The sequence below is a fragment of the Brevibacillus sp. 1238 genome (assembly GCF_029892995.1).
Classification (GTDB): Bacteria; Bacillota; Bacilli; order Brevibacillales; family Brevibacillaceae; genus Brevibacillus; species Brevibacillus parabrevis.
In genome coordinates this window covers 194,290-208,602 of the sequence record NZ_JARXWC010000004.1, presented here as the reverse complement: position 1 = coordinate 208,602, position 14,313 = coordinate 194,290, and the positions used below count along the sequence as shown (strand labels likewise).

Annotated in this window: 15 protein-coding genes; 10 read left to right on the top strand and 5 right to left on the bottom strand. The window is 50.8% G+C overall.

Going from position 1 to position 14,313, the window contains the following annotated elements:
* The first annotated feature begins 24 nt into the window (after window positions 1-24).
* Window positions 25-918: an arylamine N-acetyltransferase family protein gene (locus M2298_RS11905; protein ID WP_274874321.1), complete on the top strand. Its 894-nt coding sequence runs from the start codon at window positions 25-27 to the stop codon at window positions 916-918.
* A gap of 195 nt (window positions 919-1,113) precedes the next feature.
* Here the strand turns inward: M2298_RS11905 and M2298_RS11900 are convergent, their stop codons facing one another.
* Window positions 1,114-2,181: an NAD(P)/FAD-dependent oxidoreductase gene (locus M2298_RS11900; protein WP_122964523.1), complete on the bottom strand. Its 1,068-nt coding sequence runs from the start codon at window positions 2,179-2,181 to the stop codon at window positions 1,114-1,116.
* Window positions 2,182-2,354: 173 nt separating this feature from the next.
* On the opposite strand from M2298_RS11900, the gene M2298_RS11895 reads away from it, so the two are divergent.
* Window positions 2,355-2,618 (top strand): DUF1450 domain-containing protein, encoded by a 264-nt coding sequence (locus M2298_RS11895; RefSeq protein ID WP_173596760.1) that lies wholly within the window; start codon window positions 2,355-2,357, stop codon window positions 2,616-2,618.
* Window positions 2,619-2,730: 112 nt separating this feature from the next.
* Here the strand turns inward: M2298_RS11895 and mqnE are convergent, their stop codons facing one another.
* Complete coding sequence (gene mqnE / locus M2298_RS11890; protein WP_173596761.1) at window positions 2,731-3,834, bottom strand: aminofutalosine synthase MqnE; 1,104 nt, start codon at window positions 3,832-3,834, stop codon at window positions 2,731-2,733.
* 323 nt (window positions 3,835-4,157) lie between these two features.
* Between mqnE and M2298_RS11885 the strand changes: the two genes are divergently transcribed.
* The 4 genes from M2298_RS11885 (at window position 4,158) to M2298_RS11870 (ending at window position 7,313) form a co-directional block, all read left to right on the top strand.
* Window positions 4,158-4,376 (top strand): aspartyl-phosphate phosphatase Spo0E family protein, encoded by a 219-nt coding sequence (locus M2298_RS11885; RefSeq protein ID WP_063227402.1) that lies wholly within the window; start codon window positions 4,158-4,160, stop codon window positions 4,374-4,376.
* A 145-nt stretch (window positions 4,377-4,521) separates the two neighbouring features.
* On the top strand, window positions 4,522-4,881 hold the full coding sequence (gene erpA / locus M2298_RS11880) for an iron-sulfur cluster insertion protein ErpA (protein ID WP_063227403.1): 360 nt from the start codon (window positions 4,522-4,524) through the stop codon (window positions 4,879-4,881).
* Window positions 4,882-5,165: 284 nt separating this feature from the next.
* On the top strand, window positions 5,166-5,618 hold the full coding sequence (locus M2298_RS11875) for a VOC family protein (protein ID WP_173597507.1): 453 nt from the start codon (window positions 5,166-5,168) through the stop codon (window positions 5,616-5,618).
* Between the two features lie 213 nt (window positions 5,619-5,831).
* Window positions 5,832-7,313, top strand: a complete 1,482-nt coding sequence (locus M2298_RS11870) for a DUF4153 domain-containing protein (protein ID WP_280648558.1) — start codon at window positions 5,832-5,834, stop codon at window positions 7,311-7,313.
* 29 nt (window positions 7,314-7,342) lie between these two features.
* Here M2298_RS11870 and M2298_RS11865 read toward each other — a convergent pair whose 3' ends face one another.
* From M2298_RS11865 to M2298_RS11855, 3 genes are all read right to left on the bottom strand, one after another.
* Window positions 7,343-7,918, bottom strand: coding sequence for a hypothetical protein (locus tag M2298_RS11865; protein WP_280648557.1), 576 nt, complete (start codon window positions 7,916-7,918; stop codon window positions 7,343-7,345).
* 130 nt (window positions 7,919-8,048) lie between these two features.
* Window positions 8,049-9,491: a M20 family metallopeptidase gene (locus tag M2298_RS11860; protein ID WP_280648556.1), complete on the bottom strand. Its 1,443-nt coding sequence runs from the start codon at window positions 9,489-9,491 to the stop codon at window positions 8,049-8,051.
* Window positions 9,492-9,556: 65 nt separating this feature from the next.
* Complete coding sequence (locus tag M2298_RS11855; protein WP_173597510.1) at window positions 9,557-10,798, bottom strand: MFS transporter; 1,242 nt, start codon at window positions 10,796-10,798, stop codon at window positions 9,557-9,559.
* A 230-nt stretch (window positions 10,799-11,028) separates the two neighbouring features.
* On the opposite strand from M2298_RS11855, the gene M2298_RS11850 reads away from it, so the two are divergent.
* From M2298_RS11850 to M2298_RS11835, 4 genes are all read left to right on the top strand, one after another.
* Complete coding sequence (locus M2298_RS11850) at window positions 11,029-12,357, top strand: helix-turn-helix domain-containing protein (protein WP_122964531.1); 1,329 nt, start codon at window positions 11,029-11,031, stop codon at window positions 12,355-12,357.
* A 118-nt stretch (window positions 12,358-12,475) separates the two neighbouring features.
* A complete protein-coding gene (locus M2298_RS11845) occupies window positions 12,476-12,862 on the top strand; it encodes a cupredoxin domain-containing protein (RefSeq protein WP_063227407.1) in 387 nt (128 codons plus the stop codon).
* Between the two features lie 136 nt (window positions 12,863-12,998).
* Complete coding sequence (locus tag M2298_RS11840) at window positions 12,999-13,379, top strand: hypothetical protein (protein WP_254223309.1); 381 nt, start codon at window positions 12,999-13,001, stop codon at window positions 13,377-13,379.
* Window positions 13,380-13,547: 168 nt separating this feature from the next.
* Entirely contained in the window at window positions 13,548-14,186 is a 639-nt protein-coding gene (locus tag M2298_RS11835) for a hypothetical protein (protein WP_280648555.1), read from the top strand.
* Window positions 14,187-14,313 lie beyond the last annotated feature (127 nt).

Sequence of the window (14,313 nt, the reverse complement as noted above, 5' to 3'; positions counted from 1 at the left end):
GAAAGCTGGAGCGGAGGTTGACCGATGATATTGACGAGAGAAGAACAAAGAGCGTATGTAAAACGTCTGGGCATAGCGGATATTTCAGCTCCGACCAAATCGTACTTGTTTGAACTGCAAAAAGCGCATGTACACAAGCTGCCCTGGCAGACGCTCGATATTTTTGCGGGAAAGCCAACCACTATCGAGCCGCGTGAAACCGTCCAGATGGTGATAGCAGGCCGGAGCGGTTATTGCTTTCATCTAAACGGGGCGTTTGCTGCGTTGCTTCGTTCGTTGGGATATAAAGTTTCCATGCATCGGGCAGGTGTTCAGCCGCTGGGAGAAGCGCCGCGGGTCAACTCGTTCCACCTCGGTTTGACTGTCCAACTCACAAATGATGCGGGAGAAGAGGAAAACTGGCTGGTCGATGTCGGCCTCGGAGATATGCCTGTAGAACCGTTGCCGATGCGCTTTGGCGTCTATGAGCAAAGTCCGTACACCCACAAGCTCCTGCCGTCGAGTGTTGCGGCTGGGGGATGGCGTCTGGATCACGACCCCGAGGCCAATTTTGCCGGAGTAGACTTTGCTCCCGAAGTTGTCGAGGACATTCGTGTATTCCAGCCCAATCACGAGCATTACTGTCATTCCGCTGATTCTCCGTGGATCAATCTGTTTCTCATCCGAAACCGGAGCGAGCAGGCGTCCAACGAGCTGCGGGGGTGCATCTGGCGAAAGCATGACAAAGACGGCATCCGCAAGATGGAGATCGAATCGAAAGCCATGTGGCTCGAATTGCTGGGAGACATGTTTGGCGAGCATCTCGTTCGTTACAACAGTCTGGAACGGGACGCGATTTGGCAAAAAGTGTGCGCGAAGCATGAAGAGTGGAAAAGGGCGCAGGAGCGAGAGGCTGGGCGGACGGAGACGACTATGTAAGCAACACGAATACGGCATCCGAAATCCCCTGCCTATCCTCGATCATAGCCCCACACCCCATCGTAATCAATGTTTCTTGACCAATCAGGCGGCACATCGTTTGGATACGTTCATTCATTTGAACATTCACGCCTTTTCAGCATGCATGACACAAAAAGAAAACCTGTTTGACCAACTGGCCAACAGGCTTGCATGTTATCCCATATGTTTTTTGTACATCCAGAGCTGACCGCTTTTGATGACGCGTGCCATCTGGCCGACCAGAGACATTTTCCCCATGCTGGCAAAGCCCTCTTTTTTGCCGAGGGAGCCGAGGAAGCCCTTGTGCTTGAGCGCTGGCAGCGAGGCAGGGTATTCTTCGCCCTTGATGTCTTTTTTCAGCATCATGGCGATTTGGTCACCTTGAATCTCGGCTGTCTGGGCGCTCGGCGCAATGATCGTGCTCGCACAGTCGCCTACGACGTAAACGTTTGTATGGGTAGGAATCTGGTGATACTGATTCAACTTGGCGCGTCCGATGTTGTCTGTCTCAATCGGCAGGGAGCGAATGATGCGATTGGCCTGAATACCGGCTGTCCACACGATGACATCGCTTTGAACCGGCTGGTTGTGGTTGTACACCACTCCCGGTTCGATTCCTGTTACACAAGCCATGGAGACAAGCTGAACCTCATGCTCGATAAACCATTGGGAAGCGTATTCCTGCAATTTTTTCGGGAATGGGCTCAAAATGCTTGGGCCGCGGTCGATGATGCGCACGTTCAGGTCGGGACGGCTTTCGCGCAGTTCTGCTGCCATTTCCACACCGGAAAGTCCACCACCCACAACGGTAACCGTACCATATGGATTCACATTATTGATTGCCATGTATGTGTTGCGGGTAGCTCCCATGGATTGGATCGAGCAAGTAAACTGCTCTGCACCAGGTATGTCATGGTAGCGATCCTCACAGCCCAATCCGATGACGAGCCAATCGTACGAGAGGGCGTCCCCGTTTGCAAAATTGACGACCTGCTCGTCCAAATCCACTTCGCTGACTTCGCCGTATTTGACAGTCAGGCGCGGATCGTTTGGAAAATTAACTCGCAAGTGAGATTCTGGCGTAGTACCTGCTGCCAGAGCGTAGTACTCCGTTTTCAAGCCGTGAAACGGCATACGGTCTACGAGGGTAATAAACACGTCGTCTGGTAAATCAGGGGACAGGACTCGCTCGATAATACGAAGACCCCCGTATCCTCCACCAAGGATCACAAGTCGTTTCATAGAAGGTCTAGTCCTTTCTTCTGTCCGTTTTTTACAGCACCCATTCTATTTTTAGTCTCTTTCCGTAAAAATGCAAGCAGAATCTTTTTCCCGTTTTCTCCGCTGGATTTTTGCAAAAGTCGCGGTACAATAAAGTACGTGACGATGTTGGAATAATCGGTAGGTGAAGATAGATGAAACCTTTGGTAGAATTTTGCGCGAGCAACGTATCTTCCTACACACAGCCTGTCGTGGACGCTCTGGAAAACGACCCCGAGCTGGACGTCGATGTTCTTGAATACGGCTGTCTCGGCTATTGCGGAGAGTGCTACATGGAGCCGTTTGCCCTGGTAAACGGAACGCTTTTGCAAGCTCCGTCGGCCGATGAATTGCTTGTAAAAATCAAGAACTACTTGCGGGAGGAAGAAGAGCTGCTGAATGCAGACTTTCCTCTATAAGCTGTTTTCTTAGGATGTTCATTGAAGCCCGCGAAAAAACGCGTGTGTACGGAAATAAAAAAGAAGCTGATGTCCCACGACGCGACGGTCGGGCATCAGCTTCTTGCCGTTTTTAGTGTTCTTTGATGACGTTGTAGAACGTATCGCGTTCCAGGGCGCGTTTGCCAGCGCCTTTGATCAGCCAGACAAGCTCGTCAACCGTCAAGGCTTGCTGGGTGAGTGCTCCGGCCGAGTGGCTGATGCGCTCTTCAATCAAAGTGCCGTGCGCATCGGAAATCCCCATAGTCAGCGACAGTTGCGTCAGCTGTGTACCGATATTAATGAAGTAAGCTTTGATGTGCTGGAAATTGTCCAGCATGAGGCGGCTGATTGCCATTGTTTTCAGGTCGTCGATGGCAGAGTTGCGGCGTTTGATGCCGGCAGTTGCCTTGATCGGCTGAACAGCGAGCGGGATGAATACCATGAAGCCGTTTGTATCGTCTTGCAGCTCGCGGAGGCGCAGCATGTGAATGACGCGCTCTTCCAAAGTTTCGATGGAGCCGTACAGCATGGTTGTATGTGTCCGGAAGCCAAGCTCATGAGCGGTGCGGTGAACTTGCAGGTACATGTCTGTGCTCGCTTTTTCCGGGCTCATTTTCATCCGGTAGCGCTCTGTCAAAATTTCGGCGCCGCCGCCAGTCAGCGTTTCCAGACCTGCTTTTTTCAGTTCGAGCAAAACTTCGCGAATGGACAGACCGGAGATGCGGGAGAAAAACTCAATCTCTGCACCTGTGTAGGCTTTCATGGTGACATCCGGGTAAGCTTGCTTCAGGATGCGCACGTTGTCGAGATAGTATTCAAACGGCTTGTGCTGATTGTGGCCGCCCACGATGTGAAATTCACGAATCCCTGGATGAAAGCGGGTTTCAACATAATGAAGCAATTCTTCTTTGCTCATTGTGTATGCGCCCTCGTCGCCTTCATCACGACGGAATCCGCAAAATCTACAGTGAGCTTCGCAAACGTTTGTCGGATTGATGTACATGTTTTGCAAAAAGTAGACTTTATCTTCGTTTTTGCGGTAATTGACGACATTTGCCAATTGTCCGATCGTCAAAAGATCGTTGGAGTTAAAGAGAGTAACGCCGTCTTCCAAAGTGAGGCGTTCGCCGTGCATGACTTTTTCCGCGATTCCGGCGAGCGATTTGTCTTGGATGGCAATGGTTTCAAGCGCCATTCCAAACACTTCCTTTCTAGATCGAGTGGTAAGGGATAAGAGCTGTTCGTCCAGGCCATGCCCAATCAGAAACGTTCCTTGGGGGTGGAGAAAGCTCAATAAAAAGGGAAAATCTCGGGCAACAAGGCATCTATATTATAAACCTGTTAGTATGTACGAACAATAAGATAAGTTCTCCAACTGTTTGCTGTAAAATTCTAACATTTATCGCCATATTTTTGTTGCATTTTTGGGGGAATGTGGGAAATTTTGTTTGCGAAATGATGGCCGTTCTTGTAAAATATAGTAAGAAAGCCTGATCTACTATTAGGAGGAGCTTCATAATGCGGGACGTTTTGCTCGAAAAAATCGAACTCCTTCGACAGCGTATGGTAATTATGGGGTTAGAGGTTGGGTTGGATCATCCAGAAGTCCTAGAATACAGTATGCAAATTGATCAACTACACAACGAACTGAACCAGATAGATCATAATCTGTCTAAGGTAGGCCGAAAGAAGACGTATCGTTTTTATTTAACCGAGAACAATGCTTTTTTTGCATAAGGAGGGGGAGCCCTTCTTTTTTGTTTGCCTTTTTCCAGCAGTATGAGCGCCCGAAGTGCAGGGGAACCTTGTGAGAAGGGTTGCATCTTTTGTATACTGAACATATAGAAAGGGTAAAGTTAGCCTGCAAAGGAGGGAGTCAAGCATGATTACATTGACAGAAAAAGCCAGCTTGAAAGTAAAAGAGATGTTGGCAGCAGAAAACAAGCCCGGGATGTTTTTGCGGGTAGGTGTTCGACCTGGCGGTTGCAGCGGCTTTACGTATGGGATGGGCTGGGATCAGGAAATGAAGGAAGGCGACGAAACCTTCGAACAACACGGCGTGAAGATTGTTGTCGACAAGGACAGCTATCTATACATTAAAGGTACCGAGATTGATTACAAGGAATCGATGATGGGCGGCGGCTTTTCCATCGAAAATCCGAATGCCATCGCTTCTTGCGGCTGTGGGTCGTCCTTCAAGACCGCGCTGGCAAAAGGCAAAGAGGAAAAATGTGACGATTAAATTAGGGCTAGACTGTATGGAGAAAACCTCTTTGGTTCGTGTGGATCGAATGCACGAACCAAAGGGGGTTTTTTATTTGTGGCTATGTTAAAACGCCGTACAAGGAACCGTGGAAATGGACGAAACGTATTTCTTGTTCTCCGAAAAGGGCAGTTTCGTTTAATGATTAAAAATAATATGCAGGAGATAATGGCGTAACTCCGAATTGTTAAATTACAAAAATATTAGAATTTTTCGTAGTTTACTATACTGTGATTTATCTGTACACATAAGGAGATAAAACTATGGACAAAAACAAATTGCTAAGAATGGACAATGTTGGCATCGTTGTAGAATCCCTTGATGACGCAATCGCTTTCTTCGAGGAGATTGGCTTGAGGCTCGAAGGGCGAGCTACTGTCGAAGGCGAATGGGCTGGTCGCGTAACCGGACTGGGTTCGCAGTGTGTAGAGATTGCTATGATGGTTACCCCGGATGGCCACAGCCGACTTGAACTTTCGCGCTTTCTCACCCCACCCACTATATCAGACCACCGAACTGCTCCTGTAAATTCCCTCGGTTATCTACGCGTCATGTTCGCGGTTGAAGACATTGACGAAATGGTATCCAGACTCACTAAGCATGGTGCTCAGCTCGTTGGCGAAGTGGTTCAGTACAAGGACTCGTACCGGCTCTGCTACATTCGTGGAGTTGAAGGACTGCTAATCGGTTTGGCGGAACAGCTCGGCAATAAATAAGGGACGTTTAGTCGTGATGCATGAACTTTACTAACGGGTACGATAGCCCAATAAGCCGCCTCTTCCATGGGGCGGTTTTCTTATCGTAAAATATTTATTGCTTCCAGCATTTGTAACAAATGACCAAGCCCGCGCGTACTAACTACAAGCAGTTGCCGCATAGCTGCGATCTCTGTTCCTTTCAGAAGAGGAAAATCACAAGGAGTGAAGGACGTGGCGGAACGGTCACAGGAACAAAAAGCTTACCAGTGGTTGCTGCTGGGGGCTTTCGGAATCGGCTGTTTTGGCGATTTGCTGTTTTACGGCAAAAATTATGGCGTATCGTACCCGCTGTTTTTTATAGGAATGTATGCGTTGTTCGTATGGCAAGCCAAGCTGCATCAGAGACTGAGCTTTTCACGGGAAAACAAATACATCTGGCTTCTGTGTGTGCCGATCGGCATGTTGTCGCTTACGTTTGCGCTCTTTTCCAATGGCTACTTTCACTTGTTCAACTTCGTGCTGGTGCCGATGCTGTTTGTGCTGCAAACGATGCTTTTCACCGGGCGCCATAAAGCGAAGTGGCATGAGATTATGTTTGTGGGAGAGCTGTTGGAGATATTGGTTTACTATACGCCGAAGCATACACGGCTGCCGTTCATCATGATCAAAGGATCGGTCAAAGGCCGGATGAACCAGCGAAACTACGGCGTGTTGAAAAAAATCATGACCGGGCTCTTGATCTCCTTGCCGATTTTGCTCGTCGTGCTGACCTTGTTGTCACAAGCGGACCGCGTGTTTGGCCATTTTCTGAATGAAATTCCCGATATGCTGATTGATGTAGATTCAGTCGAAGGCATGTTTCGCCTGTTTGTGATCGGACTTGTTACGCTAGTGGTGTTTGGCTACATGTACTCCCTGTTTGGCAAACGGGCAGACACGGTGGAGCTTCCGCAGCCGCAAGAGCAGGAAAAGATCGTCTGGGACGGGATTATTTTGGTGACGATCCTGACGATTATTGATGCCGTGTACGCTGCTTTTACATACATCCAGATTTCGTATTTGTTCAGCGGAGCGAAAGCAGCTCTCCCGGAAGGACTGACGTACGCCGAGTATGCCAAAAACGGCTTCAACGAGCTGCTGACAGTGACGGTCATCAATTTCATCATCTTGCTTGCCACGCTGTATCTCGTATCGCGCAAAAATCGGCTGTTGTATCGCTGTGTACAAGTGTTGCTCACGCTGCTTACGGTCTGTACCAGCTTTATGCTCTTTTCGGCGTACTATCGGCTGTCGCTGTACGAAGCAGCTTATGGCTACACGCATACCCGTTTGCTCGCGCATCTGTTCATGATTTTTCTGCTGATCCTGTTTGCGATCGCCTTGTGGAAAATTTGGCGAGACAGCTTTTCGTTGCTCAAATATTACGCGCTTGTGACGCTCGCGAGCTACGTGCTTATCAACTACATCAACATGGACGTCATCATCGCCCAAAATAACCTAGAGCGCTATCGGGCAACGGGAAATATTGACGTCGAGTATTTGGGCAGGCTTTCGTACGATGTGGTGCCGTATTTGCAGGAATTGAAAGCGGACGAATCGTTGAAAGCAGCTGTGACGTATGAGCTGGAAAACAAATGGGCGGAACTGCGCGGAGAGTCGAGCTGGCAGTCGTTCAACTGGTCGAAGTACAGGGCGAAGCAGTACCTTCCCTAACCAAAAAGCAAAGCGGAGACGAGGGGCAGCTATCGTCTCCGCTTGCTTTTTTGGCGATAAAAAAAGAACAAGGCGATGACACAAAAGACGACCGCAACTGCGCCAGCGAAAGCGGGAAGCGTCCAGTCGCTTGCAGACGAAGGGGGCGGAGGGAGCGGAGCGCTTCCGGTTCCCAAGGCTTGCAAGTCTTCTGTCGCATCGGCGAGCAGGGTGGTGCGGGTGCAAATGTTTGTCTCCAGATCGCTGTGCTCCCAGTACGAGGCGTAGACAAGGTATTCGTCTCCCGGCTGAAAAGGAATGCCGCATCCGCCGCCCAAGCCACTCGTGACGACGAGCACCTGTGATTGCAAGGCCCCTTTCCAGACAGTCTGCACTTCAAACGTAACATCGAAGCCGATTCTTGCCGGGGTAGACAAAAAAGGCATTCTCACAGGCTCCTCGACGCGAAGCACTTTTCCGCTGAAGACGGCAGCAGATTGCCCCAGCGCTGTCACCGGATCGGGAGCAGGAGCACAACTGCAAGCCGCTGCCGGACTTGGGCTGAGCAAAGAGGTAACGATGACGGCGACAGCGAATAGCCAGTATGGTATGGCGCGAAACATCATGGAAAATCACCCCCGGTATTTATTTGACGAGGGAAGAGGGAGAGTGTTCCAGTTGTGCCCAAAAAGCCCTTGCCGCTCTGAAAAAAAGAGCGAAGCAAGGGCTTTTATACGATACAGCAGGTTTATCCTATTAGCGCCGAGCGGCTGGCTTGATGTCGGCCGGGATTGGGCAGACGTAGGAGGTGCCGTCCAGCTTTTCTCGCAGCTCGGCTTTGGCCTCCGCGATTTTTTCCGGGTGAAGCAGGACGTCGATGGCGGTTGCGGCCATGACTTTGCCCGCGTGCAGCATTCCTTTGTGGCCGATCGACATGCCGCCTTGGGCTACGGCTTGCCACGAATGCAACTGGGTGCCCATCGCAAAGCACGTCGTTGAGCATTGGACAGTCGGAACGATCCAGCTGACATCGCCCACATCAGTCGAGCCCGACATGAGTCTTGCTTGCGGAAGCAGGGGCAGGAGTACAGTGGAAAGCTCCTCGCTGCCCAACTGCTCTGTCAGCTTTTTACCGGATGCCCCCATGACTTTGGCAATCATGTTCAGATCGCTGCTTTTGTCCGACTCGGGAATCGTCTCGCGAATTTGGCGGGCGAAGTTCTGCTCTTCCTCGGTAAAAGCAGGGGTGCCCAACTGTTTGAAATTGTCGTACATGACGCGCTCCAGCGTCTGGTTCGGAATCAGGTTGGAGCATGCTTTGTCAAAAATGATGTCCACGGCCGTCTCCGTCATCATGGCCGCTCCCTGGGCAATCTTCCTGATCCGTTGATAAATTTCTTCGACCTGCTTCGTTTGGGGAGCGCGAATCAAATAGAGCACGTCCGCTTCCGCCTGCACGACATTTGGCGAAAAGCCTCCCGAATTGGTAATCGCATAGTGCACGCGGGCTTCCGGGATGATGTGCTCGCGCAAGTAGTTGACCCCGATATTCATCAGCTCGGCGGCATCGAGGGCGCTGCGGCCAAGGTGCGGTGCAGCCGCGGCGTGAGCAGCCTTGCCTTTGAACTTGAAGTACACCTGATAGTTGGCGAGGCTGCTGATCGACATGAGCGTGTTAAACGTTTGCGGATGCCAGCAAATCGCGTAGTCCGCATCGTCGAACAAGCCTTCGCGAGCCATGTACGCTTTGCCGGAACCGCCCTCTTCTGCCGGACAACCGTAGTAGCGCACGGTCCCTGCCAGTTGGTTTTCTTCCATATAATGGCGAATGGCGACTGCGGCAGCCAACGATCCTGTTCCGAGCAGATTGTGGCCGCAGCCGTGACCGTTTCCGCCTGGCTGGATCGGAGTGTGGGCGGCTGTTCCGCGTTCCTGACTTAGCCCGGAGAGAGCGTCGTACTCGCCCAAAATAGCGATCACCGGAGCACCACTCCCATAGCTTCCGACAAAAGCCGTCTCGATTCCCGCCACGCCTTTTTCTACTGTGAAGCCTTCGTTTTCCAATGCCTCGCATAAAAGCTCTGCGGAGCGAAATTCTTCAAAGCGTGTTTCGGCAAACTCCCAGATCCGGTCGCTCACATGCGTGAACCATTCCTTTTTTTGCTCGATGATTTCAGAAATGCGTTGATGATAGGACATAATAACACCTCATTGTTCCATTCTTTTTTTGCATGCTGGCTTGCGCCGCGCGTACAGTCTGAACGCTAGTTGCCGACAGGAACCGAGCTGGCAGGTTCGCTTGTGGCTGGCGGTACTGTGCGAATCGTCATCCCGATAAAAAACGGAATGGCGACAGCGATGATCAAAAGCCAAAATGCTGCATCATAGGAGCCGTTGAACTGCTGGATCATGAAGCCCATGGCTGTCGGCGCGATCACTCCTGCGAGCTGTCCGCCGAGATAGATCAAGCCGGAAGCGGCACCGACAGAAGACGCGTCTATGTATTTGAGCGGCATCGTCAACGTAGTGGTAACCGCTGCGGCGAGACCGATATTGGCAATGGCCTGATAAAAGACAACCAGAGCGACGGTAGGAGCTTTCGACAAGAGATAAAGCGCTATGATGCCGATGAAAGAACCGATGACAATCAATAATTTTTCGCGGCCTACCATTCGTTTGTCCAACAGCCAGCCAGTGATGAGAACCGTCACAAAAGACAGAACGGCTGGAATCGCAGCCAATGCCCCCATGGATACCATATCGAGATGGCGAACCTTGACCATGTAGGAAGGCATCCAGGACATCATGCCCCACGTTACCATGGAGATGCCGAAGTATATGGCCATCAGCTTCCAGAGCATGGAGATTTTCAAGAGCGAGCGGAGGGGCAGCTTATCCTTTTTCGTTGTTGCCATACTTTCTGCTGCTTTGGTTGGGTGTAAAAATTTGGCGTACAAAAGCGCTAAAAACAAGCCGAGAACACCGAGGATGACGAACATGATTTGCCAGCCGAAGTGTTGGGACAAGCTGGCGGCTACAAGCGTGGCGAGTACAGACCCGATGGTGGTGGCAGAGGTCAAGATGGACTTGGCCCGGGCCCGTTCATGCTGCGAAAAGCTTTCCGCTACCGCAACAGAGCTGGCGGAAGGATAGCTTCCCTCGCCGATTCCGAACAGAAAGCGGATGACGATGAGCGAGAGGAACGACCAGGCAGTACCTGTGAGGATCGTAAAAAGAGACCAGACGACGACGGAAACGAGAATGACTTTTCGCGAGCCGAATTTGTCGGCGAGACTGCCCCCGATCGGCTGCATGATCGCATAGCTCAGAAAAAAGCTGCTCAAAATCAGTCCGACCTGGGTTTCGGTCAGGCCAAATTCCTGGGAAATCGGGATCACGGCAACGTTGATGGCAACCTTGTCAAAATAGTTGATAATCCAGCCGAGACAGAGAAGTCCGAGGACCAGGTACTTGTTCTTGCTGTTCGCTACTGCGCTTGTGTTCATCGTAAGGCCTCCTTGTTAGCGTTTTCATGGTTGGATGCGAATGGTGCAAAAAAACATCGGCGAGCAAGTCGGAAGGCAGCACACTCCTTTAAAAACTATTTTTGGACACCATAAAGACGATTTCTAAAAACAACTTTACGGCATTGTTTTGAACATTGCAAGTCTTTTCAAAATATTTTCAAAGAGGCGCAAATCTCCTATAATGACAAAAGAGTAAAGGGGGAATCTTTATGATCCGTTTGGGTGCTATCCTTGCCCAGCACTCGCAAAAAGAACTGGCATCTGTCCCCATGCGGGTTCAGGACAGCTGCGAGCTGGTCATGCTGCCCTATCATCGTCTGCATGAAACACCGACAATCTACAGGCAAAATCAGCAAAAAGTAGACGGTTTTGTCCTGACAGAGCTTGCGTATGCCTATTTGCTGCAAGAATGGGGAAGCTTCCCGATTCCGACATATACGCTTTCGATCAGCGAGCAAGAGTTTTACAAAAAGCTGTTTCAGCTCAGCCTGCGCAAACGCGATCTCGATTTTTCCAGAGTGTACATCGACTTTATTTTTGAGGCGAATCAGTACCTCGGATTGAAAGAAGTAGTCGGGGCAGACGCCATGCCGTACACGTTGTCTCCGGTGGAAGTGAACGACCAGATTTACGAGGCGGTGCTGGATGAGCATCTCCGCTTGTGGAAAGCAGGCAAAATCGACTTTTCCATGACGCGGATGAGCAACATCGTGCAAGATTTGACGGACCACGGAGTGCCGCATCAGTATGTGTTTCCTTCGCCGGAATCGGCCGCAGCGCAGTTTGAACAGATGGCTGCCGAACTGGCGGCGATCAAGCTGGCGGAGAGCCGGATTGCGATCGGGCATATCACGATCGGGGATGTCGAGGGGCAAAAGGAGAATCTCAATGAATGGGAGCTGCGGCAAATGCTCCTGCACAAGTCACTTTTGGAGTTCAGTGCCGAGAAAAAAGTGCCGTTCATCATCCAGAAATCGGCTGCCAGCTTTGAGATCATCAGTTCATTTAAAGATTTGAAAATGCTGACGGACAACCTCACGCACTGTCTGTTACTCGCCTATTTGGAAAAGACGTTGCCGTTTCCCGTCCACGTCGGCTGGGGGGTGGGCAACAGCATGTACAAAGCAAGGATGAACGCCCAATCAGCGAACAGCATGTCTACAGCAGGCAAAACATCTGGCACGTACGTCGTAACAGACAGCGACCAGGTCATCGGGCCGTTGGGCGAGGAAACATGCTTGCAATACCGCAACCAGATCAACGACTACATTCAGCGGTTGAGCGAAGAGACAGACTTGTCTACCTTGCAGTTGCAAAAAATATTGGCGGTACTCGCGAAGACGGAAAGCAACGAGCTGACGGCGGACGAGCTGGCGTATCACCTCGGACTTACGGTGCGCAGCGCCAATCGCATCCTGAATCGCCTGGAGGAAAAAGGGGTCGCCAAAATTTTGTACAAAAAGCAAGAAAAGCTGCGGGGGCGCCCGACAAAGGTGTACCAAATCGAGTTGCCGGCGGAAGAGGACGGTCCGAAATAATAGACCGTTCAATAATTGGTAGCAATTTCGTCACGATTCAGTCACAGATTCCCAGATTTTGGACGGCTACTTTCCAGTAAGATGGAAGTGTAGAATCAAGTAGAAAGAAGGGGTCATTGTGAACAAGAAGTGGACTCTGTTGGTTTCGGCAGTTGCTTTTTCGGCGATGCTGATGACAGCATGCGGCGGCAAGGAGCAAGCGGCAAACACCAATTCTACAGAGGCTCCGGCGGCAGCGACGGATGGCAATGGAATCAACATCGAAGCTAGCAACTGGAAGTTCAACCAAGATGTTTATGAAGTAAAAGCAGGCGAAGAGTTTACGATCAATTTCAAGTCCACGGAAGGCTTCCATGGAATCGGAATTGAGGGCTTGGACGTCGATATTCAAAAAGACGGCAGCAAAACACTGAAAGTGGATAAAGCTGGCGAGTACAAAATTTTCTGCAACGTGATCTGCGGACCGGAGCACGGCAACATGATCGCGAAACTGGTAGTCAAATAAATGCCAAACCCAAACACTCTGGCTCGCATTAGCGGGTCGGGGTGTTTTTTATTTTGCCGATCCACTGTGCTTTACAGGGCGATGACACATGTTTTCCCGCCTTTTGGCACAGATTAAGGAGGAAAAGTTTTCAAGCGTGCTTTCACGAATGGAGATGACAGCTTTGGAAAGAAAGACGTACTACGTCACCATGCAAGCGGGAACGACGGTTGCGGAAATTCGCGATGAAAAAGGCTCCTCCACCTACGATTTTGAGATCGAGGCAACAGACGTGGAGGTCGGCATGATGCGCGATCTGTTCAACAACTGTATTCACGGCGACTTCATGATGTGGATGCACGGGCATACACTCTGGTCGGACATGCCGGATCGGGACAATGACGAGTACGATGACAACTTGCGGGAAATTTATCGGTTGATCTACCAGCACGGTACGGCAAAAACGAAGCAAGATTTGGAGCAAATGGGGCTTGTGAAGCTGTTCGGTTTCGAGAGAGCGGGAATCCGGCCGCTGTAATCAGCCTGCTTGAGAAATTACACATTTTTACATATTTATCCGACAAGCTTGCCACAACCGCTGGGAACAATGACGACGAACAAGGCCAAAAAACGAGTGATGCCTTGAGGCGAGCGCCATGAGCCAAGCAAGGCGAAGGCGCAAAACGAGCGAAAAGGAGAGAACAGCATGAAAAAGTGGACAAACAGCGTGGTAGTAGCCGCAATCGCAGCGGGACTGGTATTGCCTGGTCTTGCACTGGCAGAGGAAACAACTCTCGCAACGACAGGGATGACGACAGCCAGTCGAACAGCACACAGCCACGGCGATCATGAGCGGGTGGACATTAAGGTTCGGCACGGGATGCACGGCAGCGCCCACCAAAAAATGTACATGCTGCTTTTGGCGGAAAAATATACGCCAGATAGTGTGGCCGAGTGGCAAGGAGTGTTCAAGGAACGGGAACGCCTGATGAACGAATTTGCGACTCTGGGGGAAGACCCGAAATGGAAGGCGAAGCGCGAGGAGCGCAGGCAGCTTGTCAGCAAGCTGAATGAGCAGGTGAAAAAAGGCGAGATTACCAGTGAGCAAATGGAGCAGCAGTTGAAAGACTGGAGAGAGAAAAACATGGGCATGCCGGGCATGAAGGAAGATCGCGAAGCCAGAAAAGCCCGGATGGAAAAGATGAAAGCGACGCACGAAGCGTTTGAAGCCGCGATTGAATCGGGGGATGCGGCGAAAATCAAGCAAGTGCTGCCGCAAATGCTGGAGCAGATGAAGGCAAAAAATACGGCGATGGCCCAGCGGCTGGAGCAGAAGAAGAAATAAGCGGATGAACGAGCAAAGGCGTGTGAACCAGGACAATGGTTCGAACACGCCTTTTTGCTGCGAGACATTTTAGCGAGGACAATGACAGGCTACTGACTGCTTATAGCAAACGAGAGCAAGAACGGTC

What these genes read in the sequence shown, in the direction of transcription:
- M2298_RS11905 (WP_274874321.1), top strand. Translation starts at nt 25, where the DNA reads ATGATATTGACGAGAGAAGAACAAAGAGCGTATGTAAAACGTCTGGGC.
- M2298_RS11900 (WP_122964523.1), bottom strand. Translation starts at nt 2,181, where the DNA reads ATGAAACGACTTGTGATCCTTGGTGGAGGATACGGGGGTCTTCGTATT.
- M2298_RS11895 (WP_173596760.1), top strand. Translation starts at nt 2,355, where the DNA reads ATGAAACCTTTGGTAGAATTTTGCGCGAGCAACGTATCTTCCTACACA.
- mqnE (WP_173596761.1), bottom strand. Translation starts at nt 3,834, where the DNA reads ATGGCGCTTGAAACCATTGCCATCCAAGACAAATCGCTCGCCGGAATC.
- M2298_RS11885 (WP_063227402.1), top strand. Translation starts at nt 4,158, where the DNA reads ATGCGGGACGTTTTGCTCGAAAAAATCGAACTCCTTCGACAGCGTATG.
- erpA (WP_063227403.1), top strand. Translation starts at nt 4,522, where the DNA reads ATGATTACATTGACAGAAAAAGCCAGCTTGAAAGTAAAAGAGATGTTG.
- M2298_RS11875 (WP_173597507.1), top strand. Translation starts at nt 5,166, where the DNA reads ATGGACAAAAACAAATTGCTAAGAATGGACAATGTTGGCATCGTTGTA.
- M2298_RS11865 (WP_280648557.1), bottom strand. Translation starts at nt 7,918, where the DNA reads ATGATGTTTCGCGCCATACCATACTGGCTATTCGCTGTCGCCGTCATC.
- M2298_RS11860 (WP_280648556.1), bottom strand. Translation starts at nt 9,491, where the DNA reads ATGTCCTATCATCAACGCATTTCTGAAATCATCGAGCAAAAAAAGGAA.
- M2298_RS11855 (WP_173597510.1), bottom strand. Translation starts at nt 10,798, where the DNA reads ATGAACACAAGCGCAGTAGCGAACAGCAAGAACAAGTACCTGGTCCTC.
- M2298_RS11850 (WP_122964531.1), top strand. Translation starts at nt 11,029, where the DNA reads ATGATCCGTTTGGGTGCTATCCTTGCCCAGCACTCGCAAAAAGAACTG.
- M2298_RS11835 (WP_280648555.1), top strand. Translation starts at nt 13,548, where the DNA reads ATGAAAAAGTGGACAAACAGCGTGGTAGTAGCCGCAATCGCAGCGGGA.